General features: G+C 68.1%; 24 protein-coding genes. 12 read left to right on the top strand and 12 right to left on the bottom strand.

The window, feature by feature from the left end; genetic code table 11:
* Nucleotides 1-5: 5 nt before the first annotated feature.
* From CRP45_RS27845 to CRP45_RS27835, 3 genes are read right to left on the bottom strand one after another with little or no spacing between them, the layout of a single operon-like run.
* Entirely contained in the window at nucleotides 6-959 is a 954-nt protein-coding gene (locus CRP45_RS27845) for an ABC transporter permease (RefSeq protein ID WP_097247708.1), read from the bottom strand.
* Nucleotides 952-1,878, bottom strand: a complete 927-nt coding sequence (locus CRP45_RS27840) for an ABC transporter permease (protein WP_067790179.1) — start codon at nucleotides 1,876-1,878, stop codon at nucleotides 952-954. Before CRP45_RS27840 ends, CRP45_RS27845 begins: the two co-directional genes overlap by 8 nt.
* Nucleotides 1,879-1,902: 24 nt before the next feature.
* Entirely contained in the window at nucleotides 1,903-3,510 is a 1,608-nt protein-coding gene (locus CRP45_RS27835; RefSeq protein ID WP_245910508.1) for a peptide ABC transporter substrate-binding protein, read from the bottom strand.
* A 298-nt stretch (nucleotides 3,511-3,808) separates the two neighbouring features.
* Between CRP45_RS27835 and CRP45_RS27830 the strand changes: the two genes are divergently transcribed.
* The 5 genes from CRP45_RS27830 to CRP45_RS27810 all read left to right on the top strand — a co-directional run bounded on the left by CRP45_RS27830 (nucleotide 3,809) and on the right by CRP45_RS27810 (nucleotide 9,664).
* Nucleotides 3,809-5,839, top strand: coding sequence for an acetate--CoA ligase (locus CRP45_RS27830; protein WP_097247707.1), 2,031 nt, complete (start codon nucleotides 3,809-3,811; stop codon nucleotides 5,837-5,839).
* 245 nt (nucleotides 5,840-6,084) lie between these two features.
* Entirely contained in the window at nucleotides 6,085-7,305 is a 1,221-nt protein-coding gene (gene nhaA / locus CRP45_RS27825; RefSeq protein ID WP_097247706.1) for a Na+/H+ antiporter NhaA, read from the top strand.
* 112 nt (nucleotides 7,306-7,417) lie between these two features.
* Nucleotides 7,418-7,924, top strand: a complete 507-nt coding sequence (locus tag CRP45_RS27820) for a phage holin family protein (RefSeq protein WP_067790187.1) — start codon at nucleotides 7,418-7,420, stop codon at nucleotides 7,922-7,924.
* Nucleotides 7,925-7,976: 52 nt separating this feature from the next.
* Complete coding sequence (locus tag CRP45_RS27815) at nucleotides 7,977-8,912, top strand: alpha/beta fold hydrolase (protein WP_097247705.1); 936 nt, start codon at nucleotides 7,977-7,979, stop codon at nucleotides 8,910-8,912.
* Nucleotides 8,913-9,364: 452 nt separating this feature from the next.
* The gene (locus tag CRP45_RS27810) at nucleotides 9,365-9,664 is read left to right on the top strand and encodes a hypothetical protein (RefSeq protein ID WP_143861560.1); all 300 of its coding nucleotides are present in this window, start codon (nucleotides 9,365-9,367) and stop codon (nucleotides 9,662-9,664) included.
* Nucleotides 9,665-9,733: 69 nt separating this feature from the next.
* Here the strand turns inward: CRP45_RS27810 and CRP45_RS27805 are convergent, their stop codons facing one another.
* The 4 genes from CRP45_RS27805 to nth all read right to left on the bottom strand — a co-directional run bounded on the left by CRP45_RS27805 (nucleotide 9,734) and on the right by nth (nucleotide 13,134).
* Entirely contained in the window at nucleotides 9,734-10,927 is a 1,194-nt protein-coding gene (locus tag CRP45_RS27805) for a MarP family serine protease (RefSeq protein ID WP_097247703.1), read from the bottom strand.
* Nucleotides 10,924-11,643 (bottom strand): NUDIX hydrolase, encoded by a 720-nt coding sequence (locus tag CRP45_RS27800; protein WP_097247702.1) that lies wholly within the window; start codon nucleotides 11,641-11,643, stop codon nucleotides 10,924-10,926. Before CRP45_RS27800 ends, CRP45_RS27805 begins: the two co-directional genes overlap by 4 nt.
* Before the next feature lie 133 nt (nucleotides 11,644-11,776).
* On the bottom strand, nucleotides 11,777-12,388 hold the full coding sequence (locus CRP45_RS27795; protein WP_097247701.1) for a TlpA family protein disulfide reductase: 612 nt from the start codon (nucleotides 12,386-12,388) through the stop codon (nucleotides 11,777-11,779).
* A gap of 65 nt (nucleotides 12,389-12,453) precedes the next feature.
* Entirely contained in the window at nucleotides 12,454-13,134 is a 681-nt protein-coding gene (gene nth, locus CRP45_RS27790; protein WP_179831043.1) for an endonuclease III, read from the bottom strand.
* A 259-nt stretch (nucleotides 13,135-13,393) separates the two neighbouring features.
* Here nth and CRP45_RS27785 point away from each other — a divergent pair, with 259 nt between their 5' ends.
* Together CRP45_RS27785 and CRP45_RS27780 are read left to right on the top strand one after the other, a co-directional pair.
* Nucleotides 13,394-13,621: a hypothetical protein gene (locus CRP45_RS27785; RefSeq protein WP_084483326.1), complete on the top strand. Its 228-nt coding sequence runs from the start codon at nucleotides 13,394-13,396 to the stop codon at nucleotides 13,619-13,621.
* A gap of 136 nt (nucleotides 13,622-13,757) precedes the next feature.
* Complete coding sequence (locus CRP45_RS27780) at nucleotides 13,758-14,432, top strand: Crp/Fnr family transcriptional regulator (protein ID WP_019044571.1); 675 nt, start codon at nucleotides 13,758-13,760, stop codon at nucleotides 14,430-14,432.
* 100 nt (nucleotides 14,433-14,532) lie between these two features.
* Here CRP45_RS27780 and CRP45_RS27775 read toward each other — a convergent pair whose 3' ends face one another.
* From CRP45_RS27775 to sp36, 3 genes are read right to left on the bottom strand one after another with little or no spacing between them, the layout of a single operon-like run.
* Nucleotides 14,533-15,324 (bottom strand): MBL fold metallo-hydrolase, encoded by a 792-nt coding sequence (locus tag CRP45_RS27775; protein WP_097247700.1) that lies wholly within the window; start codon nucleotides 15,322-15,324, stop codon nucleotides 14,533-14,535.
* A 42-nt stretch (nucleotides 15,325-15,366) separates the two neighbouring features.
* Nucleotides 15,367-15,840 carry a RidA family protein gene (locus CRP45_RS27770; RefSeq protein WP_097247699.1) on the bottom strand — a complete coding sequence of 158 codons (474 nt, stop codon included), beginning with the start codon at nucleotides 15,838-15,840 and terminating at the stop codon, nucleotides 15,367-15,369.
* A 3-nt stretch (nucleotides 15,841-15,843) separates the two neighbouring features.
* Entirely contained in the window at nucleotides 15,844-16,008 is a 165-nt protein-coding gene (sp36, locus tag CRP45_RS27765) for a Sp36 family protein (RefSeq protein ID WP_085999251.1), read from the bottom strand.
* A 199-nt stretch (nucleotides 16,009-16,207) separates the two neighbouring features.
* On the opposite strand from sp36, the gene bagA reads away from it, so the two are divergent.
* Together bagA and bagB are read left to right on the top strand one after the other, a co-directional pair.
* Nucleotides 16,208-17,227: an ATPase BagA gene (bagA, locus tag CRP45_RS27760; RefSeq protein WP_097247698.1), complete on the top strand. Its 1,020-nt coding sequence runs from the start codon at nucleotides 16,208-16,210 to the stop codon at nucleotides 17,225-17,227.
* The gene (gene bagB / locus CRP45_RS27755) at nucleotides 17,224-18,336 is read left to right on the top strand and encodes an ATPase BagB (RefSeq protein WP_067790218.1); all 1,113 of its coding nucleotides are present in this window, start codon (nucleotides 17,224-17,226) and stop codon (nucleotides 18,334-18,336) included. The genes bagA and bagB overlap by 4 nt, the downstream gene beginning before the upstream one ends.
* Before the next feature lie 86 nt (nucleotides 18,337-18,422).
* On the opposite strand, the gene CRP45_RS27750 is transcribed toward bagB, so the two are convergent.
* Nucleotides 18,423-18,746, bottom strand: a complete 324-nt coding sequence (locus CRP45_RS27750) for a WhiB family transcriptional regulator (protein ID WP_011206869.1) — start codon at nucleotides 18,744-18,746, stop codon at nucleotides 18,423-18,425.
* 377 nt (nucleotides 18,747-19,123) lie between these two features.
* Here CRP45_RS27750 and CRP45_RS27745 point away from each other — a divergent pair, with 377 nt between their 5' ends.
* Entirely contained in the window at nucleotides 19,124-21,478 is a 2,355-nt protein-coding gene (locus tag CRP45_RS27745; protein ID WP_097247697.1) for a penicillin-binding protein, read from the top strand.
* A gap of 60 nt (nucleotides 21,479-21,538) precedes the next feature.
* On the opposite strand, the gene CRP45_RS27740 is transcribed toward CRP45_RS27745, so the two are convergent.
* On the bottom strand, nucleotides 21,539-22,003 hold the full coding sequence (locus CRP45_RS27740) for a GatB/YqeY domain-containing protein (protein ID WP_097247696.1): 465 nt from the start codon (nucleotides 22,001-22,003) through the stop codon (nucleotides 21,539-21,541).
* A 153-nt stretch (nucleotides 22,004-22,156) separates the two neighbouring features.
* Here CRP45_RS27740 and CRP45_RS27735 point away from each other — a divergent pair, with 153 nt between their 5' ends.
* On the top strand, nucleotides 22,157-23,119 hold the full coding sequence (locus tag CRP45_RS27735) for a metallophosphoesterase (RefSeq protein ID WP_067790227.1): 963 nt from the start codon (nucleotides 22,157-22,159) through the stop codon (nucleotides 23,117-23,119).
* Between the two features lie 648 nt (nucleotides 23,120-23,767).
* On the top strand, nucleotides 23,768-24,748 hold the full coding sequence (locus tag CRP45_RS27730) for a DUF8017 domain-containing protein (RefSeq protein WP_218841198.1): 981 nt from the start codon (nucleotides 23,768-23,770) through the stop codon (nucleotides 24,746-24,748).
* Nucleotides 24,749-24,773: the final 25 nt, after the last annotated feature.

Below are 24,773 nucleotides of genomic sequence, written 5' to 3'. Positions count from 1 at the left end.
GGCGCTCACCTCTTCCTCGCCTTCGGGTCGAGCGCGTCGCGCACCGCGTCGCCGAGCATGATGAAGCTCAGCACCGTGATGGCCAGCGCGGCGGCGGGGTAGAATAGGATCGGCGAGGTCCGCAGATCGTTCTTGGCCCTGGCGATGTCGCCGCCCCAGGACACGATGTCGGGCGGCAGACCGACACCGAGATACGACAGCGTCGCCTCGGCGACGATGAAGACCCCCAACCAGATGGTGGAGACCACGATGAGCGGCCCCGCCGCGTTGGGCAGCACGTGCCGCACCAGCGTTCCCGTCCGCGAGACACCCAACGCCTTTGCCGCCGTGACATATTCGCTGTTCTTGGCCTCGATGACCGCGCCGCGCGCGATGCGTGCCGCCTGCGGCCAGGTGAACGAGGCGAGCACCAGGACGACGTTCCACATGGTCGCGGGCCGCAGCATCTGGAGCAGGACGATCGCGGCGAGCACCATCGGGATCGCGTAGAAGATCTCCGCGATGCGCGAGACGATCTCGTCGAGCACTCCGCCGAAGAACCCGGCCAACGCGCCGAGCGTGCCGCCGATCAGCACGAACAACGCGGCCGCACCGAGCCCGACCAGCACCGAGGCGCGCGCGCCGTAGAGGGTGCGGGTGTAGACGTCGCAGCCCTGCCGGTCGAAACCGAACGGGTGCCCTGGGCGCGGGGGCGCCATGATGTCGTCGCCGAGGCACCGGCGCGGGTCCTGATCGGTGAACAAGCCCGGCCACAGCACGACCACCGTCACCGCCACGATCAACAGGACCGCGACGAGGAAGATCGGATTGCGCCGCAGCTGCCGCCAGGCGTCGCCCCAGATGCTCGTCGGCTCGCCCGACGCGTCGACGCGGTCGGTGGCCAGCACCTCGACCTCGTCCGGCGGCGCGACGTAGTACTCCTGACCGGGCCTGCTCACGTCTTTCTCCAGCTCAGGCATAGCGGATCCTCGGGTCGAGTGCGGCGTAGAGCAGATCCACGATCAGGTTGGCGATCAGGAAGATCACCACAAGCACGGTCACGAACGAGACGACCGTCGGCGGCTCCACCCGCTGGATCGCCTGGTACAGCGTGCCGCCGACGCCGGGGATGTTGAAGATGCCCTCGGTGACGATGGCCCCGCCGATCAGCGCGCCGAGGTCGGCGCCGAGGAAGGTGACCACCGGGATCATGGAATTGCGCAGGATGTGCACGGTCACCACGCGCCGCCTGCTCAACCCTTTGGCGGTCGCGGTGCGCACGTAGTCGGCGGACATGTTCTCCGCCACCGAGTTTCGCGTCAGCCGCAGCACATAGGCGAACGAGAGCGAACCGAGCACGAACGCGGGCAACAGCAGTTCCGCGAAACTCGCCTTCCCGCTGACGGTCGTCGGCGCGATACCCCACTTCACCCCGAACAGGAACTGCGCGAGATAACCGATGACGAACACCGGCACCGCGATGATGACCAGACTCGCCACCAGCATCGTCGAATCGAACAGCTTGCCCTTGCGCAACCCCGCGATCAGACCGAACACGATGCCGAAAACGCCCTCGATGAACACCGCCATGAAGGCGAGCCGGATCGTGATCGGAAAGGCGCGCGCCAACTCGTCGCGGACCGGACGGCCTGAGTAGGCGGTGCCGAAATCGAAGGTCAGAATGCCTTTCAGGTAGAGCAGGTACTGCATGAAGAACGGCTCGTCGAGGTGATACCTGGCCCGCAGCTGAGCCTCGACGGCCGGGGTGAGCGGCTTCTCACCGGCCAGCGCCTTGATCGGGTCGCCGGGGATGAGGAAGACCATCGCGTAGATGAGCAGCGTCGCGCCGAGGAACACCGGGATCATCTGGAGCAGACGCCGCAGGACATACCAAGCCATATTTCCCTCCGGCTTCCGCGGCGGCTACTTCTCGATGTTCTCGAAGTCGAACAGGCCGTTCCACGCCAGCCGCGCGTTGCTGACTCGATCCGAATGACCCGCCGCCGCAACGTAATCCAGCACCGGAATATCGGCCATGTCGCGGATGAGCAGCGCCTGCGCCTGGGCGACGAGCCGGTAGGACTCCTCCTGGGTGGGCGCGGCCAGCGCGGCGTCGAGCAGGCGGTCGAATTCGGGGTTGGCGTAGTTGACGTTGTTGGTCTCGGAGTAGCTGTAGTACTGCGAGGTGAGGAATTGCAGCATCGTCGGATAGTCGCCCTGCCAGCCGTAACGGAACGACTTGCCGATGGTCTCGGCGTTCACCTCGTCGCGGATGTTCTTGAAGGTCGGATAGGGCACCGCGATCGCGTCGATGCCGAGGGTGTTCTTGACGCTGTTGGCCACCGCCTCGACCCAGGCCTGATGCCCGCCGTCGGAGTTGTAGGCGATCTCGTAGCGGCCCGACCACGGCGCGATGGCGTCGGCCTGCGCCCACAGCCGCTTGGCCTCCTCGGGGTTGTACTTCAGCACCTCGGAACCGGGCAAGTTGCCGTCGAAGCCGGGCAGCGTGCTCGCGGTGAAATCGCGGGCCGGAATGCGGGTGCCGTGGAAGATCTTCTCGCAGATCTGTTCCCGGTTGATCGCCATCGAGATCGCGCGCCTGCGCAGCAGGCCCTCCTCGCCGGCGAAATGCGGGACGTTGGACTGCACGCCGATGTGCTGGTTCTGCGCGACCGGCTTGGAAATCGCGCGATCACCGAGTTCCTGCTTGTACACCGAGAGCGCGCTGGACGGAATGGTGTCGAGCGCGTCGAGGTTGCCGGATTGCAGATCGGCGTACGCGGTGTCGAAGGACTGGTACATCACGAACCGCAGGCCCTTGTTCTTGGCCGGACGTCCGCCCTGGTAGTCCGGGTTGGGCACCAGATCGATCTTGACGTTGTGCTCCCACGCGCCCGCGTTGGCGAACTTGTACGGGCCGTTGCCGATCGGGTTCTGCCCGAACGCCTGCATATCCTTGAACGCCGCCTCCGGCAGCGGATAGAACGGCGCGTAGCCGAGTTCGCTCTCGAAATCGATGGAGGGGGCCTTCAACTCGATGGTGAAGGTGCGGTCGTCGACCACCTTCAGACCCGACATCGTCTGCGCGGTGGGCTTTTCCGCGGACACCTCGTCGAAACCGACTATCGGCGAGAAGACATAGCTCTGCAGCTGCGCGTTGGTGCCGACCGCGCCGTAGTTCCACGCGTCGACGAAGGACTTGGCCGTCACGGGCGTGCCGTCGGTGAACTTCCAGTTCGGTTTCAGGGTGATTCGGTAGCTCTTGCGATCGGTGGTCTCGATCGATTCGGCCATCTCGTTGTGCGCCTTGCCGTCGGCGTCGTAATACTTCAACCCCGCGAAGAGCCGGTCGACCACTCGACCGCCCATGTTCTCGTTGGTATTGGTCGGCACCAGCGGGTTCTGCGGTTCGGCGCCGTTGACGGTGACGATGTCGGCATCGGCTCCGTCATCGGTGGAACATGCGGACAGTCCTAGGCTCGTGGCCAGCAAGACCGCCGCGGCGAGCGCGGTAACTCTGTGGAATCGCAACGCGTACTCCCGATTTCGAGAAGGTCGAAGGCGGCTGTGCGGCCTGCGCCCCGTAATCCTCTCCAGCGCGTGCCCACACGTCCCGCCTCGGAATGTCAGCGACGTTAGCCATCGGCGGGTGAGCTTGTCATCGGATCGCCCTATGTTCGTTTCACTTGTTACCAACGCGGCAACATCGGCGAAACACCGAAACTATGCCACCGAAGGGACCCAGCCCGGTGCGTACTCCTCGGCGCGGCGTAGGTCACAGTTGGCTAGGGTCGAGGGTGGGCAGAGCCGACGCGAAAGAAGAGACGTGATGACCGAAACCACCGCCGACCACCGGGACTCGTATCCGCCCAGCGCGGAGTTCGCCGCCGCGGCGAACGCCGACGCCTCGCTGTACCGGGCGGCCGCCGACGATCGCGACGCGTTCTGGGCCGAACAGGCCGAGCGACTGCACTGGCATCGGAAATGGAACCGGGTGCTGGACTGGAGCGTCGCGCCGGTGGCCAAGTGGTTCGTCGATGGACAGCTCAACGTCGCCTACAACTGCGTGGACCGCCACGTCCTGGACGGACACGGCGATCAGGTCGCGATCCACTGGGAAGGCGAACCTGGCGACTCGCGCGAAATCACCTACCGGCAGTTGCTCGACGAGGTGTCCCAGGCCGCCAACTACCTGACCGAGCTCGGGCTCGAGGCGGGCGACCGGGTCGCCATCTACATGCCCATGGTCCCCGAGGCCATCGTGTCCATCCTGGCCTGCGCCCGGCTCGGGCTGACCCACTCGGTGGTGTTCGCGGGCTTCTCCCCCACCGCCCTGCGCCAGCGGGTCGACGACGCACGCGCCCGACTGGTCATCACCACCGACGGGCAGTGGCGCCGCGGCAAGTCCGCGCCGCTCAAGGAGGCGGTGGACGAGGCGCTTTTCGCACACGGCGATGTGCCGCCCCGCCCGAACGGTCAGGGCCCGGAGGAGGAAGCCCGCGTAACCACGGAGGGCCCCCGCTCGGGCGAAAATGGACACAGCGTGGAGCACGTGCTCGTGGTGCGGCGGACGGGCATCGAGGTGCCGTGGACCGAAGGTCGCGACCTGTGGTGGCACGAGACCGTGGCCCAGGCCTCGACCGAGCACGAGGCGCAGCCCTTCGACGCCGAGCACCCGCTGTTCATCCTCTACACCTCGGGCACCACCGGAAAACCCAAGGGCATCCTGCACACCTCCGGCGGCTACCTCACCCAAGCCTCCTACACCCACCACTACGTCTTCGACCACAAACCCGGCCAAGACGTCTACTGGTGCACCGCCGACATCGGCTGGGTCACCGGCCACAGCTACATCGTCTACGGACCGCTGTCCAACCGGGTCACCCAGGTCGTCTACGAAGGCACCCCCAACTTCCCCGACGAACACCGCCACTGGCAGATCGTCGAAAAGTACGGCGTCACCATCTATTACACCGCGCCGACCCTGGTGCGCACCTTCATGAAATGGGGCCGCGAGATCCCGGCCGCGCACGATCTGTCCAGCATCCGGCTGCTCGGCTCGGTCGGCGAGCCGATCAACCCCGAGGCGTGGCGCTGGTACCGCGAGGTCGTCGGCGCGAACACCGCGCCCATCGTCGACACCTGGTGGCAGACCGAGACCGGCGCGATCATGATCTCCCCGCTGCCCGGCGTCACCGCCGCCAAGCCCGGCGCCGCGATGACCCCGCTGCCCGGCATCTCCGCCCAGGTCGTCGACGAAGAGGGCAAGCCGGTGCAGCGCGGGGAGACCGAGGCCAACGGCTACCTGGTGCTGGACCAGCCGTGGCCGTCCATGCTGCGCGGCATCTGGGGCGACATGGAGCGCTACAAGGCCACCTACTGGGAGCGCTACGCCGAACAAGGCTGGTACTTCGCCGGTGACGGCGCCAAGCTCGACTCCGACGGCGACCTGTGGGTGCTCGGCCGGGTCGACGACGTCATGAACGTCTCCGGCCACCGCATCTCCACCGCCGAAGTCGAATCCGCCCTCGTCGGACACTCCGGCGTCGCCGAAGCCGCCGTCGTCGGCGCCACCGACCCCACCACCGGCCAAGGCATCGTCGCCTTCGTCATCCTCACCGCCGAAGCCAAAGACACGGGCGCGGCGCTCGTCGACGAACTGAAGGCCGAAGTCGCCCGCGAAATCAGCCCCATCGCCAAACCACGCGAAATCCACGTCGTCCCCGAACTCCCCAAAACCCGCAGCGGCAAAATCATGCGCCGCCTGCTACGCGACGTCGCCGAAGGCCGCGAACTCGGCGACACCTCCACCCTCGTCGACCCGAACGTCTTCGAGGCGATCCGCGCAAGCCGCGCCTGAGCTTCTTCGCAGACGGTTCGCACGCTTCGCAGTGGGTGCATCCCCTGCGAAGCGTGTGGCGGCTCTGCGAAGTGCGCACCGGAAGGGCGCAGGGTACGGCCGGTGGGTGATCTTGTCACGGGGGGTAGCCGTTAGAATTGCGTCAGGTGTGCCGGGAAGTCTGGTCGGCGTGCGGGCAGGTGGTGTGAGCCGGAACGGCTCGGTCGCGGGTCCGCGGTTCTGCCCGCCCGGCCGAGAGGTTTTCCGTGATCAATCAGGTGCGCTCCGAACTGGCTCGCTACCTGCGAACCGAAACAGTCGGTGGCGCCCTGCTTCTCGTCGCGGCGGCTGTCGCGTTGCTCTGGGCCAACTCCCCGTGGGCCGACAGCTACGTCACCATGACCGAGACGGTGCTGCCGCTCGAGCCGCTGCACCTGGAGCTGACACTTGCCGATTGGGCGAAGGACGGTTTGCTCGCCGTCTTCTTCTTCGTCGCTGGGCTCGAGCTCAAACGCGAGCTCGTCGTCGGTGAGCTGGCCGACCGCAAACGCGCCGCGCTGCCCATCATCGCCGCGATCGGCGGCGTGGTCACGCCCGCGCTGATCGCGGCGATAGTCGGATTCGGCGTCGAAGGCATGGACCGCGGCTGGGCCATCCCGGTCGCCACCGACATCGCCTTCGCGCTGGCCGTGCTCGCCATGACCGGTTCGCGGATTCCGGCGGGCGCGCGGGTTTTCCTGCTCAGTCTTGCCGTGGTGGACGATCTGCTGGCCATCATCCTGATCGCGGTGCTGTTCACCACCACACTCGCACTGCTCTGGCTGCTCGCCGCCGCGGCGTGCTTCGCGGTGTGGGCGCTGGCCCAGCACCGACGGATCGCCTCGCCGGTGGTGTACGTGCCGCTTGCGCTGGTCGCCTGGTATGCGCTGCACGAGGCGGGCATCCATCCGACGCTGGCGGGTGTCGCGCTCGGCCTGCTGACCAGGGTGCGCACGGATCCCGACGAAGAGGAGGCGCCGGCGACCCGGTGGGAGCATCGGTTCCAGCCGATCTCGGCCGGGCTGTGCGTGCCGCTGTTCGCGTTGTTCGCTTCCGGAGTCCCGTTGAACAGCAAGGTCTTCGGCGAGCTGTTCACCGACCGGCTCTCGCTGGCCATCATTCTCGGTCTGCTGCTCGGCAAGACCATCGGCATCTTCGGGATCAGCTGGATGGCAATACGGTTCGGCATCGCGAAGAAGCCGGCCAATCTCGAATACCGCGATATGTTCGCGCTGTCGGTGCTCGGCGCGATCGGGTTCACGGTTAGCCTTCTCGTGGCGGAGCTCGCGCTGTCCGACGTCGGCGACGGATCGGCCGTCGATTTGGCGAAAGCCGCGGTGCTGGTGACCTCCATGGCGGCATCGCTCGCCGGTTCGGCGCTACTGTTGCGGCGTGGGCGTGTCCACCAGGCGCGGCGCGCGGCTCGTGCGCTAGAACCGGAAGAGTGAAAGCGGCGCGAGCGAGCCGCAGCGGGAACACCACGCGAGCGACGGGCCCGCAGGCGGTAGCCTGCGTGACGGAGCTGAAAGCAGTGCCGGGACAGGGAGAAGGGTCGACCAAGTGAGTTTCACCCAGGGCGGTAACGGGAACGACGCGCAGAGCGGGCGCACGGTCACCTCCATTCCGCTGACCGATGCCAACCCGATCGGCTCCGCCAGCTTCGGCACCCTGGTCCGCGACGCGGCCGAGCAGATGTCGACTCTGGTGCGCGCCGAGGTCGAGCTGGCCAAGGCCGAGGTCACCGGCGAGATCAAGAAGGGCCTGCAGGGCAGCGTCTACTTCATCCTCGCGCTGACCGTGCTGCTGTTCAGCACCTTCTTCTTTTTCTTCTTCCTCGGCGAGTTGCTCGACGTGTGGCTGGCCAGGTGGGCCGCGTTCCTGATCGTGTTCCTGCTGATGGTCGTCGCGACCGCGGTTCTCGCGTTCCTCGGTTATCGGCGGGTGAAGAAGCTGCGCGCGCCGGAGAAGACGATCGATTCGCTGAAGCAGGCGCGCTCCGTGCTGCCGAGCGGGTTCGGCGCCGGCGCGCACGACGAGCACCTGGCGCTGGAAAAGCGCACCAACTGACCGTGCGGGTCGTCGTCGCGGCGCCGCGCGCCGACCACTAGGCTCGGTCGGCGTGTCGTCGAACTTCCTTCCGGATCCGTCCACCGTCCGTTACGACGGTCCGTGGACCCACCGGGACGTTCATGCCAACGGCATTCGATTCCACGTCGTGGAGGCCGCGCCCGAGCGCACCGACGCACCGCTGGTGGTGCTGCTGCACGGGTTCGCCGACTTCTGGTGGTCCTGGCGGCACCAGCTGACCGGGCTCACCGAGCTGGGTTTCCGCGCGGTCGCGGTGGATCTGCGCGGTTACGGCGACAGCGACAAACCGCCGCGCGGCTACGACGGCTGGACCCTCGCCGGTGACGTCGCCGGACTCATTCGCGCGCTCGGGCACACCGAGGCCGCGCTGGTCGGCCACGCGGAAGGCGGGCTGGTCTGCTGGGCCACCGCGGTTCTGCACCCGCGGCTGGTGCGCGCCATCGCGCTGGTGAGTTCGCCGCACCCCGGCGCGCTGAAGAGCGCCGTGCTGCGCGATCGGCGGCAGCGCAGGGCGTGGCTGCCGAACTTCCTGCGCTACCAGCTGCCCCGCTATCCGGAATACCGGCTGACCACCCACGACGGATTCGAGGTGGAACGCCTGCTGCGGCAGCGCGTCACCGGATCCTGGTCGGGGACCGCCGAATTCGTGGACGCGGCCCGGCGCATGCGCTCGGCCATCCAGATCCCCGGCGCCGCGCACTGCGCGCTGGAATACCAGCGCTGGGCGTTCCGCAGCCAGTGGCGCCCCGACGGCCGCCGCTTCATGGCCACCGTCCGCGTCCCCATCGCCATCCCGGTGCTCGCCATGCGCGGCGAAGCCGACAACTACTTGCTCCGCGCCACCTTCCACCGCGGCCTGCGCTGGTCACCGCACCGCCGCATGGTCACCGTGCCGAACGCCGCCCACTTCGCCCACCAGGAGAACCCGGACGTCGTCACCGCGGAACTGGCCAAGTTCCTCGGCTGAAATCGGCGTCCCTGCACCGTGCCGGCAATGTGGGCTGGACGCCGACAGCGGTACCGCTCAGCCGCGGTGCTCGACGCCTACCCGCCGACGATCCCTTGCTCTGGGCGCGCCACCGACGGAAGTGACGACACGGCGCCACCGCACTCGGATTCGCACCCAGATCGGCCGCGACGCAGGCAACAGCGCCGCGCGAACCGGTGTGACCTGATACTTCGACGTAGACCGCTAAAGTCATTGCCGCTCGCTATATATCGACCTACTCCCGTGGGCGGGGGATGGGGTCGCCGAATGGCGTCGAATCCGCCTGCCCCTGTCGGTCGGCAATCTGATCAGTGACCAGAAAGGCTAGGCACTTGTCTCACACCCGTGTCAGGGCGTTAGTACTCGCTGTTGCCGCCTTCGCTATCGGCGGCGGTATGCAGAGTGTCGCGAACGCCGAACAAGCTCAGCCCGTGGCCACCGTCCATTCCCCCGGCGAGATAAACGGATCGAGAGAAGTCGCGTACCTGCAGGGCACCTGCGCCGATAGGGTGTCCAGTCTCGAGGTCGTGCTCCGTCAGGGCAACAACGCCCTCTCGCGTCCTACGGCATGCAACAACGGCAACTGGCAGCAGGGCTTCTACCAGCGCAGCACCGAGGATCACCCGTTCGCCTGGCAAGATGGCGAGGCCACAGTCGTCCTCAGGGCATACGACAACGGCGACAATTTCATCGACGGCTACGAGACGACCGTGCAACTGAAATCAGGCTGACGGACCCCGCGACTGTCGCGTCCGGGTTGGTCGGACCAACCCGGACGCGATCCCGGGCGTTCACCGTACTCAGCTGAGTACGCAGGCTCCCGTGTCGACGGGGAGGTTGGCGGTGGGGGCCGCGTCGAGGTCGGAGCGGACCTCGTCGAGGGTCAGCACGTAGCCGGTGTCGTCGTCGGTGACCGCGGCGCCGAAGACGACGCCGAGCACCTGGCCTTCGGTGTCCACCAGCGGGCCGCCGGAGTTGCCGGCGCGCACCAGGCCGCGGACGGTGTAGACCTCGCGCTCGACGGTGCCGTTGCGGTAGATCGTCGGGCCGGTGAGGTCGAGCGTCTCGCGGACGCGGGCCGCGCTGGCCGTGTACGGTCCGCCGCCCGGGTAACCGAGCACGATCGCGCTGTCGCCGGAGCGTGCGGGAGCCGGGGCCTGCGGCACGACCGGCGAGGTCAGGCCGGGCACCGCGAGCACCGCGATGTCCTTGGACGGATCGAAAAGCACGACATTGGCGTCCAGCGGTCCGCGCGGCGTGTCCACCGCGACGCTGGTGGTGCCCGCGACCACGTGCGCGTTGGTCATCACCCGCTCCGGCGCGATGACGAAGCCCGAACCCTCCAGCGCGCGCTGGCAACTCGGCGCGACGCCGCGGATGCGCAGCACGCTCTGTTGCAGCGAGGCCGCGACGGGGCTGGCGAGCACGCTCGGATCCGGCGGCTCGACCGCGGCGATGGGCGCGCGGCCGAACGGACCGATGACGTCCGGCAGCCCGGAAGTGTTGAGCAGCTTGGAGAATTCGTTGGGGACCTTGCGCAGCCAGTTCGGCGCGACCTGGTTGACGTCGGCGAGCACCCGGGAACCGTTGATCGCGGTGGCGATCGCGGGCTGCGACGAGGTGGCCAGCGGCAGCGCCAAGAGCCACGCGGTGACGAGCACCGCCACCGCCTGCAGCATCGCGCCGACCACGCTGTCCACGCTGCGGGTGAACGGATGCCGCATCCCGCTGCGCGCGGCGCGCCCGAGCACCATGCCCGCGACCTCGCCGACGATCACCAACAGCACGATGAGCAGCACACCGGTGAGCACCCTGGTCCGCCCCTCGTCGACGTGCACGAGGATGTGCGGCGCGATGAGGATGCCGGCGACGGCGCCGAGCACGACGCCGAGGAAGGCCAGCGCCGAGGCGACGGCGCCCTGCCGCCAGCCGGAGGCGGCCGCGGCCAAGGCGAGCAGCACCACGATGATGTCGAGCCAGGCCGAGGAGCTCATAAGGTCATCCCCACTGCGGCGAGCGCCGATTCCAGGTCCCGCACGTCGTCGCGGTCCCATTCCAGTTCCCAGCCCGCGGACTGGAAGATGCCCGCGAGTATCCCGCCGGTCAGTCCCCAGACCAGCATGCCGTCGACCTGGAAGGCCGGGCTCTGGTAGCCGAGGCTGCCGCGGACGAGGAAGCGATTGGCCGGGTCGAGCATCTCGGAGAGCGGCACCCGCACCACCCGCTCGGTCTCGCTCTGGTTCACCACCCGCACCTCACCGGGCGTGCGCCAGTAGGCGACGACCGGTGTCACGTCGAACCGCGACGGCGGCACGAAGACTTTCGGCAGCACCGCGAGTGGCTGGACGTGCTCGCGCATGACGCCGGTCTCCTCGCACGCCTCGCGCAGCGCGGTGTCGATCGGACCCTCGTCCTCGGGATCGACCGCGCCGCCCGGAAAGGCGACCTGCCCCCTGTGCTGGCGCATCGTCGACGCGCGCTGGGTCAGCAGCACGTCGGCGTCGGCGGGCAGCCCGCCGGGCGCCGTCGGATCGTCCTCGGTCGAACCGCTGAAGAGCACGAGCACGGCGGCCTGGCGCGGCTCGCCGGTGATCGTCATTGCTCGGCGCAGGGCGCGCGCGATCGTCAACGTGTCACTCGCGTCGGCGTGCGCGGGCTCGACGGCCCGGCGCAGCCAGTGCGGAATGTCGGTCGGCAGCGGAATCGTCATGCCGCTCCCCCGGTGAACCTGCGCACCACCACCTCCACAACCGTTCTGTCCGCCCGCAACAGACGCTGCGAGATGTCTTGCGGTGTAGACCTTCTCACGGCGTCGCAAACATCGTGTTCGACCACGCGCGCCGTCACGCCCGCACTCCGAGCGCCGTTGCCACCGTATCGGCAATGTCGTCGACGCCGGTAAACGTTCGCACGACAACCTGTGCAAGGGAACCATCCGGGCGAACGAGCAGCGAAATCGGCAGCACGGCAGGGGCACCGGCGGCGGCGCGCACCTTCGCGGCGCCGTCGAGCACACCGGGCAGGTGCACGTCCAATCCCGTCAGGCGCAACAGCGCCTTGGCCTCTTCGGGATCGCTGTGCACGGTGAGCACGGTGACTGCCGTACCCGCCCGCTCGGCGTACTGACGCAGGTACGGCAACTCCTCGGCGCACGGTCCGCACCAGTAGGCCCAGAGGTTGAGCAGCGCGGGTTTGCCCGCGAGCGCCGCGGCGAGGTCGACGGGCGCGCCGTCGGCGAGGCAGGTCAGCGTGATCCCGGCCAGCGGTCCCGCTCCCGTCGCGCCCGGCGCGGGCAGCGGACAGGGTGCGAGCGCGGCATCGGCGCGCAGTTGCGCGGGGACCTGCTGCGCGGGGGCGGATCGCGAATCCGACGCGGCGTCCTCGCCGCCGCCGCGCGGCCACAGCGCGATCACCGCGGCGACGACCACGATCAAGCCGACCAGCGCCCAGCGCATCGCGGAGGGGAACCTCGACGTACCGGAATCCTCTTTCCGCGGCGTTCGGTCCGCGGCCCGTGATCTCACAGGCCGACCATCCCGAGCAGGTGTTCGCGCTCCGGACCCTTCACCAGCTTCGCCGCGAGCTCCGGCTCGGTCGGCCCGGCGCCGAACGAGGGGCAGTCGTCGGCGAGGACGCACGCACCGCACGCCGGCTTCCTGGCATGGCACACCCGCCGACCGTGAAAGATCACGCGATGGGACAACATTGTCCATTCCTTGCGCTCGACGAGTTCGCCGACCGCGTGCTCGACCTTGACCGGGTCTTCCTCGGTGGTCCAACCCCACCGGCGAACCAGCCTGCCGAAATGCGTGTCGACCGTGATGCCCGGCACGTCGAAGGCGTTGCCGAGGATGACGTTGGCAGTCTTGCGGCCGATGCCCGGCAACTTAACCAGTTCGGCGAGGGTGTGAGGTAATTCACCATCGTGTTCGGTCACCAGGGCTTGCCCGAGGCCGATCAGCGAGCTCGTCTTGTTCCGGTAGAACCCCGTCGGCCGGATGTATTCCTCCAGCTCCGCGCGGTTGGCCTCGGCGTAATCGCGCGCGCTGCGGTACTTGGCGAAGATGGCGGGAGTGGTGAGATTCACGCGCTCGTCGGTGCACTGCGCGGAAAGGATTGTCGCGACGGCCAATTCGAGCGGCGTTGTGAAATCCAGCTCACAGTGCGCGTCGGGAAAAGCGGCGGCGAGAGTGCGGTTCATCCGCCGCGCCCTCCGGACGAGTCCCAGCTTCGTTTCCGCCTGTCGCGTGCGGGTTTTCCGTCTCGGAACGGTCACGGAGAGTGGTTGCGCATCGGTCGCTCCATCGCCAGCGGAAGAGCCGTTCGAATCGGTCACAGACGGGGAGACGCGCACGCGTCCACCATACGGAACCGCTCCGACAAGGTGCCCGCTCAGATCTCCTGCCGTGTTCCATCTGAGACCTTCAGCGTGTTTACTCCTCGATATGCAAGGACTCGCTGTGGTGCTCTTCCCAGTGGTGTTGATGCTGTTCGCACTGCTGATGGAGCGGGTCGAGAATCGGCTCCGCAAACTTCTCGAACCCGACCCGGAGGTTCAGCAGTACCTGGACAGGGCCAGCAACGCCGAGGTCAAGGAGTTGACGAAGGCCGGACTGCCCGCCGCGGTGGCCCGGATGCGTAAGCGCCGTTCCCGTAACGACGACCTGGACGTCGCTCGAGCGAGCTGAATCCACTACCTGGACGCCGCGCAATCCACTCGTTACGTGGTGTCTGTCACTACGCCGCCACAATGCCGCGTAGACTGCGCTGTTGGCCGATTCGCTTCGGTCCAGCCCAGAGCCATTTCCCATAAGGAGCACATTCGTGGACGAGGCCCTCGCCAGAGCAGGCATCTTCCAAGGCGTAGAGCCCACCGCGGTGGCGGCACTCGCCAAACAACTGCAGCCGGTGGATTTCCCGCGCGGCCATGTCATTTTCAACGAGGGCGAACCCGGCGATCGGCTGTACATCATCACCTCGGGCAAGGTGAAGATCGGCCGACGTTCCCCGGACGGCCGGGAGAACCTGCTCACCATCATGGGCCCGTCGGACATGTTCGGCGAGCTGTCGATCTTCGACCCCGGCCCGCGCACCTCGACCGCAACCACGGTCACCGAGGTCCGCGCCGTCACGATGGATCGCGATGCCCTCAAGGCCTGGATCGACCAGCGGCCCGAGATCGCCGAGCAGCTGCTCCGCGTGCTCGCCCGCCGTCTGCGGCGCACCAACAACAACCTCGCCGACCTGATCTTCACCGACGTTCCCGGTCGCGTCGCCAAGGCGCTGTTGCAGCTCGCGCAGCGGTTCGGCACGCAGGAGGCCGGCGCCCTCCGGGTCACCCACGACCTCACCCAGGAGGAGATCGCCCAGCTCGTCGGCGCGTCTCGCGAGACCGTCAACAAGGCGCTCGCCGACTTCGCACACCGCGGCTGGCTGCGACTCGAGGGCAAGAGCGTGCTCATCTCCGACTCCGAGCGGCTCGCGCGGCGCGCCCGCTGACTCGCTTCCGATACGGCTCGTCCCGCCGGATCCAGCGCTCCACTGGATCGGGCGGGCCGTCGTGTTTCGCTCCGGTTGTGCGGCGGACGCGGTAGTCGGGCTACCGCTCGGCGCGCAGGTACTCCAGTTGGGCCTGCACCGAACTGCGCGCGGCCAGCCAGAGCCGCTTGTCCACATCCGCGTACACCTTGCGCACCACTGCCATGGCGTCCGCGTCCGGACCGAGTTCGGCGAGCGCGGCGCGCACCTGGTCGAGCCGCTCCTTGCGGTGCTGGATGTAGTACCGCGCGACCGGTTCCAGATCCGGGTGGTCCGGGCCGTGCGCGGGCAGCAGCGCCTTGCCCGCACCCGCCTCGATGAGCCGGTCCAGCGAAGCGAGGTAGTCGGCGAGGGTGCCGTCGGTGGAGTCGAGCACGGTGGTGCCGCTGCCGAGGATGGTGTCGCCGGTGAGCACCGCGTCGTCGAGCACGAAGCTCAGCGAGTCGGCGGTGTGCCCCGGCGTGGCGAGCACACCGATCCGTAGCCCGGCGGCCTCGATCACCTCGCCGTCGGCCAGCGGCGCGTCCGCACCGCGCACGAATTCCGGATCCTTCGCGCGCACCGGCGTGCCGGTCAGCTTCACCAAGCGCTCGATGCCGCCGGTGTGATCGTGGTGGCGGTGCGTGATCAGGGTCAGCGCGATCTTGCCCTCGGTGACCCTGGCGATGGCCTCGCTGTGCTTCTTGTCCTTGGGCCCCGGATCGACCACGACGTACTCCGACGCATCCGGCGCACGCAGGATCCAGGTGTTGGTGCCGTCCAGGGTCATCTGGCCGGGATTGTCCGCGAGCAGCACCGCCGCCGTCGGCGTCACCTGGCGCAATTGCCCGTACGCGGGATGGGTTGGCGTCATCGCATCACCTCGGTCGTTCGGAGTCGTTGTCCGACAACCTGTCTAACGCACCTCGGCGATCAGTTCGACCTCGACCGGGGTGTTCTTGGGAAGTTCGGAGACGCCGACGGCCGAACGCGCGTGCACGCCCGCCTCGCCGAAGACCTCACCGAGGAACTCCGAGGCGCCGTTGATCACCAGCGGCTGATCGGTGAATCCCGGCGCGGACGCGACGAACCCGACCACCTTGACGATCCGCACCACCTCGTCCAGCCCGACCAGGTCGTGCACCGCGGCCAGCGCGTTCAGCGCGCACAGCCGCGCCGCCTCGGCCGCCTCCGCCAGCGAGACCTCGGCGCCGACCTTGCCGGTCGCCGACAGCTCACCGTTCACGAAAGGCAGCTGCCCGGAGGTGTAGACGAGCGAACCGGTGCGTATCGCCGGGATGTAGGCCGCGACGGGCGCGGCCACCGCGGGCACGGTCAGGCCGAGCCGTTCCAGGTTCTTCCGCCACGGGGTGGCCGCGTCGCCAGCCATGGCCTACTGCCTCGGACGCTTCAGGTAGGCGACATGCTGCTCGCCGGTCGGGCCGGGCAGCACCGTCACCAGCTCCCAACCGTCGGCGCCCCACTGATCGAGGATCTGCTTGGTCGCGTGCGTCAGCAGCGGAACGGTCGCGTACTCCCACAGGGTCACATCACTCATGCGGTGAGTTTATGGGCGAGCTCGCGGCGCCGTGCGTTCCGGGCTCGCTTGGCGGAATATGCCTCGACGGCGGGCGGGATCATAGCGGCCGGAAGGACTGTCTGGTACAGAAGGTGCCGAAAACGGCAGTGTGACCGTATCCCTAGGGCGTGATCGCAGAACGGGTTATAGGCTCGCGAACGTGGGAGTACCAACAGCAGTGCCTATTTCGGCGGAGCCGGGGCTGGAAACGGGTTGGCCGAAGCGCGCGGAAAAGGCCCGCTTGCACTACGTCTCCGGCAAAGGGGGAACGGGCAAGTCGACGGTCGCCGCCGCGCTCGCGCTGGCACTGGCCGCGGGCGGACGCCGGGTGCTGCTGGTCGAAGTCGAGAGCAGACAGTCCATCGCGCAGCTGTTCGACCTGCCGCCGCTGCCACCGACCGAGACGAGAATCGCCACCGCGGACGGCGGCGGCGAGGTGGTCGCGCTCGCGCTCGACATCGAGCACGCCTTTCTCGAATACCTCGACATGTTCTACAACCTGGGCTTCGCGGGGCGGGCGATGCGCAGGATGGGCGCGGTCGAGTTCGTCACCACGATCGCTCCAGGTCTGCGCGACGTCATCTTGACCGGCAAGATCAAGGAATGCGCGGTCCGCGTGGACAGCACGGGCAAGCGGGTCTACGACGAAATCGTCGTTGACGCACCGCCGACCGGCCGGATCGCCAGCTTCCTCGACGTCACCACCGCGATGGTCGAGATCGCCAAGGGCGGACCGATCGCCTCGCAAGCGGAGGGCGTGTCGCGACTGCTGCATTCGGATCAGACGATGATTCACCTGGTCACGCTGCTCGAGGCGCTGCCGGTGCAGGAGACCGCCGACGCCGTCGCCGAGCTCACCGCCAACAACCTGCGCATCGGCACGGTGATCGTGAACCGCGCGGGCGAGAGCTTCCTGCCGACCGACGTGCGCAACAGGGCCGCCGAGGGCGACATCGACCGCGCCGCCATCCGCGCCGGACTGGAACGAGCCGGAATCACCTTGTCGGAGGACAGTTTCGAAGGGTTGATCACCGAGACCTACGAGCACTCCGCCCGGCTGCGAGCGCAGGATGCCAGCGCGGCCGAGCTGAACAAGGTCGACGTGTCGCAGCTGCACCTGCCCGCGTTGGCCGACGGCATGGACCTCGGCGGACTCTACGAACTAGCCGAACACCTGAGTGCGCAGGGAGTGCGATGACCACGCTGGACATCTCGAAGATCATCGCCGATCCCACGGCGCGGGTCGTGGTGTGCTGCGGCTCCGGCGGCGTCGGCAAGACCACCACCGCCGCCGCGATCGCGCTGCGGGCCGCCGAGATGGGGCGCAAGGTCGTGGTGCTGACGATCGACCCCGCGCGCCGACTGGCCCAGTCACTCGGCGTCGCGGATCTGGACAACTCCCCGCAGCGGGTGGCGCTCGGCCCGGAGGCCAAGGGCGAGCTGTACGCGATGATGCTGAACATGCGTCGCACGTTCGACGACATGGTGCTCGAGCACACCTCCCCGGAGAAGGCCGAGCAGATCTTCGCCAACCCGATCTATCAGACCCTCGCGTCGTCCTTCGGCGGCACGCAGGAATACATGGCCATGGAGAAGCTCGGACAGCTGGCGAACAAGCGGGAATGGGACCTGATCGTGGTCGACACCCCGCCGTCGCGCAACGCGCTCGACTTCCTCGACGCGCCGAAGCGCCTCGGAAACTTCCTGAACGGCAAGATGATCCGGCTCATCATGGCGCCGGGACGCGGCGTCGGCCGGTTCGTCACGGGCGCGATGAGCCTGGCCATGCGCGGCGTGTCCACCGTCGTCGGCGGGCAGCTGCTCAAGGACGCGTCGGTGTTCCTGCAGTCGCTGGAATCGCTGTTCGGCGGTTTCCAGGACCGCGCCGACCGCACCTACGCCTTGCTGTCGAAGCCGGGAACACACTTCCTTGTGGTGGCCGCCCCGGAACCGGACGCGCTGCGCGAGGCGTCGTTCTTCGTCGACCGGCTCTCCACCGAGCAGATGCCGCTCGCGGGACTCGTGCTCAACCGGACGCATCCGGCGCTGAGCGATCTGCCCGCCGATCACGCGCTCACCGCCGCCGACCAGCTGGCCGAATCCGATCCGCTGACCAGCTCGGTGCTGCGCATCCACGCCGACCGGGTCGCAACGGCCAAACGCGAGCAGCACCTGCTGCACCGATTCACCGGCGCGCATCCGCGCGTGCCGATGGTCCCGGTGACCGCGCTACCGTTCGAGGTCTGCGACCTCGAGGCGCTGCGCGCGGTGGGCGATCAGCTGACCGGAGCACCCATCTCCGCTTAACAAAACGTTCGATATTGAAGCGGAATCGCTATAGCCGCAAACGAAACCGAGCCCGCAATCGCGGGCTCGGTTTCTCGTTCTTTCGACTACATCGCCACTTGGTGCTGGCGCTGGGCCTGGAAGAAATCGGCCCAAGAGGTCACCTCGGGATGCTGTTTCAGCAACGCCCTCCGCTGCCGTTCGGTCATCCCACCCCACACGCCGAACTCGACGCGATTGTCGAGTGCATCGGCTCCACATTGCATCAGCACCGGACAGTGCCTGCAGATCGTCGCCGCTTTGCGCTGCGCCGCGCCGCGGACGAACAACTGATCGGGATCCACTTCCTTGCATCGGGCCTGGGATACCCAGGCGATTCGCGCTTCGGCCTGCTCTACGTCCAATCGAGCGATGGGGGTTGTCATATGCATTTGGTGTGCCCCTTTGCAGTCCGAACACCGGGTCAACGGCGCTCCAGAATCGCGTGCCAGATCGCAGCAACCCGAACCCCGCTGCGCTCTGAACCACATTCCACTTTGAGTGTTAGCTCCATCACACTGGGTTCTCAATCTAGGTAAAGGTATGGCCCGAGCGCAAGACCGTCTCGAGATTTTTTGGTACGCCCGTCCATGCAAACGTGATAAGGAACCGGTCGGTCGGCCCGATTCGCGACACGCCCACGCATGACACGCCGGACACGCCCAAGCGACACGCCCAACAGGCCTGGACGAACACCGGATCTCGCCTTCGGACAAGCACACCCGAGAGGGCGCGAAGTGCAACCCGTACCCTTGGGAACGTGTCGAATGTGCCGATCACACATACGCTCGCGAAGCTGGCGGGCAGCTGCGCGCTGGCCGCGGTGCTCCTCGCCGGGCTCCTGTTCCCCCTCGCCGGTGGATTCGGGTTCGTCTCCAACCGGGCCGCCGACGCCGTGGACAACGTCTCCGCGGAACTGGTCGAGGGCACCGTCCCAGCGGTCTCGACCATGGTGGACAAGAACGGGTCTCCCATCGCCTGGCTCTACGAGCAGCGCAGGTTCGAGGTGCCGAGCGAGCGGATCTCCAACGACATGAAGCTGGCGATCATCTCCATCGAGGACCGCCGCTTCGCCGACCACGACGGCGTGGACTGGCAGGGCACGATGCGCGCGTTCCTCACCAACACCACCAGCGGCGAGGTGCAGCAGGGCGCGTCCACCCTCGACCAGCAGTACGTGAAGAACTTCCAGCTGCTCGTCGTCGCCAAGACCGACGCCGAACGCCGCGCGGCGATCGAGACCACCCCGGCGCGCAAGATCCGCGAGATCCGCATGGCGCTGACCTTGGACAAGGAACTCACCAAGGACGAGATCCTCACCAGGTATCTGAACCTCGTGCCGTTCGGCAATTCCTCCTACGGCATCCAGGACGCCGCGCAGACCTACTTCGGCATCGACGCGGCCAACCTGAACGTTCCGCAGGCGGCGATGCTCGCGGGCATGGTGCAGTCCAGCTCCAAGCTGAACCCCTACACCAACCCGCAGGGCGTGCTGGCTCGCCGGAACACCGTGCTGGACACGATGATCCAGAACATCCCGGCGCGCGCCGAGGAGTTTCGCAAGGCCAAGTCGGAGCCGCTCGGCGTGCTGCCCGAGCCCAAGGGCCTGCCGCGCGGCTGCATCGCCGCCCAGGACCGCGGCTTCTTCTGCGACTACGCGCTGCAGTACCTGGCCAATTCGGGCATCAGCCGCGAACAGATCGACAAGGGCGGTTACCTGATCAAGACCACCCTCGATCCGGCCGTGCAGGACTCGGTCAAGCGCGCGGTCACCGAGGCGGCCAACCCCAACCTCGACAACATCGCCGAGGTGATGTCGGTGATCGCGCCCGGCCAGGACTCGCACGACGTCGTCGCCATGGCGAGCAGCCGCACCTACGGTCTCAACCGCGATGCCAACGAGACGGTGCAGCCGCAGCCGTTCTCGATGGTCGGTGACGGCGCCGGCTCGGTCTTCAAGATCTTCACCACGGCGGCCGCCATGGAGAAGGGCCTCGGCATCGACTCCCAGCTCGACGTGCCGGGCCGCTTCGACGCGCGGGGCATGGGTAACGGTGGCGCCCGCGGCTGCCCGCCCGCCACCTACTGCGTCGAGAACGCGGGCCGCTACAAGTCGCCGATGTCGGTGACCGAGGCGCTGGCCACCTCACCGAACACCGCGTTCGTCAAGCTGATCCAGGCCGTCGGCGTCACCCCGACCGTCGACATGGCGGTGCGGCTCGGCATGCGCTCGTTCACCACCCCTGGCAGCTCCGGGCACGGCAACCAGAGCCTGGCCGACATGATCAAGGACCAGAACCTCGGCTCGTTCACCCTCGGCCCGGTCGCGATCAACCCGCTCGAGCTCTCCAACGTCGCCGCGACGCTTGCCTCCGGCGGACGCTGGTGCCCGCCCTCCCCGATCAAGGAGGTCGTCGACCGCAGCGGCAAGCAGGTGCCGCTCACCCAGCAGGCCTGCGAGCAGGTGGTAGAGCCCGGCCTTGCCAACACGCTCGCCAACGCGATGAGCAAGGACGACACCGCTGGCACCGCAGCGGCCGCGGCCCAGGCCACCGGCTGGAACCTGCCGATGGCAGGCAAGACGGGAACCACGGAAAGCCACCGTTCCTCGGCCTTCTTCGGCTTCACCAACTCGCTGGCCGCCGCGGTCTACGTCTACGGCGACAGCCCGACGCCCGGCGAGATCTGCTCGTTCCCGCTGCGCAACTGCGGTGACGGCAGCCTGTTCGGCGGTAACGAACCCGCGCGCACCTGGTTCAACGCGATCAAGCCGGTCATCGGCAACTTCCCGCCGCCGGTGCTGCCGCCGCTGGACGACAAGTACGTCCGCGGTGCGAACAACTCGCAGGTGCCCGATGTGGTCGGTATGTCGCAGGGCGAGGCGACGACCGCGCTGATCGCCGCTGGCTTCCAGGTCTCGGCCGTCAACGGGTCCGGCCCGCCACCCAAGGGCAGTGTGATGAGCACCGCGCCGAACGGTTCGGCCATCCCCGGATCGGTCATCACGATCTACATCAGTGACGGCACCCAGCGCCAGGCACCGCCGCCGCCCGCTCCTGGTCCGCTGCCGCCGCCTCCGGCGCTGCCGCCGGGCTTCCCGCTGCCGCCTTGGTGGCCTAGGTAAACAGAGAACCGCCGACCGGCGTTGCTGCCGGTCGGCGGTTCTGGTTTTCGGGGCGCGGTGTCAGAGGCGGGCTTTGACGGCCGCGGAGATGCGCGAGCCGTCGGCCTTGCCTTGGGCGAGCGCGGTCGCGATCTTCATGACCTGACCCATCTGGCGCATGCCGGGTCGCTCGCCGATTTCCTCGGCGACCTGGGCGATCGCGGTGTCGGCCAGGTCGGCGATCTCGGCCTCGGTCAGCTGGGTCGGCAGGTACTCGTCGATGATCCGCGCCTCGGCGTGTTCGTTGGCGGCGAGCTCGCCGCGACCGGCCTGGGTGTAGACCTCGGCCGACTCGTTGCGCTTCTTCGCCTCCTTCTGCAGCACCGCGATCACCTCGGCGTCGGAGAGTTCACGCGCCTGGGCGCCCGCGACCTCGGCGGTCTGGATCGCGGCAAGCAGCATGCGCAACGTCGCGAGGCGTAGCGTGTCCTTGGCTTTCATCGCGGCGGTCATGTCCGTCCGCAGCCGATCTTTGAGTTCCGACATGAGGCACACGGTATCCGGTCGACGTCGCCCGTCCCACTACATTTCGCCTCGGCGCGTGCCATCACCGCTGCTCGCGGACCCTCTCCGTCCGTTCGGCGCGGCTGTGCGGAAACACACTCGGCGTTCTGAGGCACCCTCACCTATGCTGGGCAAATGCCCGTAATCTCGACCGCCGCCGTCCGCCGAACCGCGCTGGGAGCCACCGGGGCCGCGGTAGCCGGAATCGGCTACGCCTCGCTGATCGAACGCAACGCGTTCATCCTGCGCGAGGCGACCATGCCGGTGCTGCCGCCCGGTTCGTCGAGCCTACGGGTGCTGCACATCAGCGATCTGCACATGATGCCAGGTCAGAAGCTCAAGCAGCAGTGGCTGCGCGAGCTGGATCGGCTGGAGCCGGACCTGGTCGTCAACACCGGCGACAACCTTTCGCACCAGAAGTCGGTGCCCGCGGTGGTTCAGTCCCTCGGCGGATTGCTCTCCCGCCCTGGCCTTTTCGTTTTCGGCAGCAACGACTACTTCGCGCCGGTGCCGAAGAACCCGCTGAAGTACTTCAAGAAGGATCACCGCCGCGTCTTCGGCGCGCCGCTGCCGTGGAAGGACCTGCGGGCGGCGTTCACCGAACGCGGCTGGCTCGACCTCACCCACGTACGCCGCGACCTCGAGGTGGCGGGCGTCCGGATCGCCACCGCCGGCGTCGACGACCCGCACCTGCGGCGCGACCGGTACGATACGGTCGCCGGCGCCCCGAATCCCCTCGCCGATCTGCGCATCGGCCTCACCCACTCGCCCGAGCCGCGGGTGCTGGACCGCTTCGCCGACGATGGCTACGACCTGGTGCTGGCCGGCCACACCCACGGCGGCCAACTGGTGCTGCCCGGCTACGGCGCGCTGGTCACCAACTGCGGCATCGACAAGTCGCGCGTGAAGGGTCCGTCGAAGTGGGGCGAGCACACGCAGCTGCACGTCTCCGCGGGCATCGGCACCTCGCCGTGGGCGCCCTACCGCTTCTGCTGCCGCCCCGAAGCCACCCTGCTCACCCTCGTCGCCGCGCCGCCGAAGCGTCCGGCCGCCGAGAGCAATCACGGGCTTTCGACTTCGGAGACCGTCTCTCGCTGATCGCCCCTCGGCGGTACCGGCGGACGTAGTTCGTCATCGGCCCGATCCCGGCGCCGATGAAAGTCATCAGCTCATCGTGGATCTCGGTGTCGCTGTAGGCGTGTCCGGTTTTCGTGTCGCGGACGGCCGGAGGTCGCATATATCAAGCGGCGCAAGGCTTGTCCGTGCTCACCGGGCGCGGGCCGTCCCGTGCCGACCCGGTAGGGTCGCGTGCCGAAACTTGAAACAGTCGACTAGGGGACGACTTTGAGCAGAGGATTCGACGGCCCGCACACCGAACCCGGCGTCATCGGCATGCCCGGCGCTCCGGACCATACGGTGGTGCGGGGCGGTTCGGAGTTCGGGGGTGTGCCGAATCCTCCAGCGGTTCAATGGGCTTCGCACGTCCGATCAATGCCGCCGGGTGCGCCTGTTTTCGCGACGCACCCTCCGTACGTCCCGGGCGGAATCACCGAGGGCTCGCGGCCTGCTGGTGGCGCGCAGCCCGCTGGTGGCACGCAGCCCACTGCGGGTTCACAGTCCACTGCGGCATCGCAGCCCACTGCGACATCGCAGCCCACTGCTGCATCGCAGTCCGCTGCTGCATCGCAGCCCACTGCGGGTTCGCCGGAAGCCGGGCAGGGGATCGAGCCACACATCCATACCTCGATGGAACCAACGGGAGGGCCGCACGGCGGGTTCGCGCCCACTCCGGGTATCGCCCCGCAGCAGGACCGCAGCGGTTGGTCACCTACGCCAGGTCCGGTATTGCACACGCCCACCGACAGCTCGGGTCCACAGCAGGACCGTGACCGTTGGTCGGCCACGCCGGGTGCGGTGCCGCACCTGCCTGCGGACGGGTCGGTTTCGCAGTGGACCACGGCGAACGGGTCGATTCCGCAGTGGGTGACCGAGTCTCCTCGGTCCGGGGCGGGAGGCGCGCGGGCCTGGGTCGGTGTCGGAGTCGCGGCGACGGTGTTGGCGGCGGGCGCTGCGGCGGTGGTCGTCGCGGGCGGGCCGGAGGAGGCCAGCGCGGACGGGACGCCGTCGATGGTGAGCGCGCTGACCACCTCGTCCGGTACGCGAGCCCCGGCGCGGCGGCAGGAGACGAACGCGGGGCCGCCGGTGGTTCCGGGTTACCAGGTCGTCGTCGCGCCCGAGAGCGGCGCCGCGTACGACGTGCCCGCCGACTGGACCGTCGGCGACTCCGGCGGCTTCGGCAAGCCGCCCAACGCCGTCGGCGGAAAGGGCTACGCCACCGAGGGCAAGGACTACTGCCCCGGCTCGACGCGCACCGTGGCGTTCGTCACCGGTTCGGACAACACCGATACCGTCCGCGCCGCAACCGAACTCGGCACGAAGACGGCGAAGATCGCCTACCCGAACGCGCCCGGCGGCGGCATCCCCGGCGCACCGCAGCCACTGGACTCCCTCGACGGCGCCCAGCACGGCACGTTCGTCGAGACCAGGGGCGCCATCACCGACGCGAAGCCCGGCTGCGCCACCGAGTACTCGGTGTACACCTTCGCCACCGGCGCCGACATCGGCAGCTTCGTCATGGTGATCGCGGCCGACACCGGCGTCCCGAACGCCGTCGACGCCGAGACCGCCAAGCGGATCTTCCGCAGCGTTCGCACCTACGAAAGCTGATTGACCTGCCGGTTTAACGTCTGGA

Source organism: Nocardia amikacinitolerans (assembly GCF_900215415.1).
Classification (GTDB): Bacteria; Actinomycetota; Actinomycetes; order Mycobacteriales; family Mycobacteriaceae; genus Nocardia; species Nocardia amikacinitolerans.
Note: the sequence above shows the minus strand (reverse complement) of the source record. Positions and strands in the feature narration are given on the sequence as shown.